Source organism: Micromonospora sp. CPCC 205739 (assembly GCF_036906795.1).
Taxonomy (GTDB): Bacteria; Actinomycetota; Actinomycetes; order Mycobacteriales; family Micromonosporaceae; genus Micromonospora.
The window spans coordinates 1-763 of the sequence record NZ_JBAKHS010000062.1 but is presented as its reverse complement, the minus strand read 5'-3'; the positions used below and the strand labels follow the sequence as shown (position 1 = coordinate 763).

Annotated in this window: 1 protein-coding gene and 1 pseudogene; one reads left to right on the top strand and one right to left on the bottom strand. The window is 67.4% G+C overall.

Going from position 1 to position 763, the window contains the following annotated elements; translation table 11 throughout:
• A partial coding sequence (locus V6U88_RS30185; RefSeq protein WP_334458300.1) for a hypothetical protein occupies positions 1–285 on the bottom strand: 285 nt, incomplete at its 3' end.
• Between the two features lie 97 nt (positions 286–382).
• Here V6U88_RS30185 and V6U88_RS30180 point away from each other — a divergent pair.
• Positions 383–763: pseudogene (locus V6U88_RS30180) on the top strand (hypothetical protein); the annotation flags it as partial.

Sequence of the window (763 nt, the reverse complement as noted above, 5' to 3'; positions counted from 1 at the left end):
CAACAACGACCCCACCAACTGCGCCGGCACCGTCAAGGACTGCTTCAACTGACACAGGCGCACGACCAGGGAGTCCCTTCCCGCCTCGGCGGGGAGGGACTCCCCACCGGGTACGACGCGCGCCCGCGCGGCCGCCACCCAGCACGCGCTTTCGCCCTCCGCGCCGCCCTTCGCCACCGGTGGCACCTCTGCTGCACCGCCGTCCGCCGTGCTGTCGGCTGCACCGCCCACATACCTAATGTGGGCTTTTTTCGGATAAGCGCACGAGGTGAAGAAGGTTCTCATACGGTGTTCTTCAGCAGCTACAACCGATTTGTAGCGAAGGCCGCCTCGCTGTGGCGAAGCGACCTTGTCGGGTACAAGGAGAGGGCAGAGAGCTCCGATGTCCAACTACCTTCGCAATAACGATGACGCCAGCCGTGAGACGGCCTCCCCGCTCCGCCGTCGCCGGCTCTGGCTCGCCACCGGCGTTGTGGGCCTGACAGGAGCGGTCAGCCTCGCAGGGGTCGCATACGCGACCACCGGGGCCACCGGTGCCCACCGGTTGACCGACCTGAAGTGGTCCACGGCTCAGCAGGTTACGAAGGACGACGGCCGCGGCCGCGACTTCGGCGAGCGGGGCGAGGACCGCAGGGACCGGGACAAGGACCGGGACCGGGACCGGGACCGGGACAAGGACCGGGACAAGGACCGGGATGGTGATGAGCACGGGCGGGTGTGGAAGGTGCCGTGTGATGACGACAAGCTGATCGAGGCTGTCGAT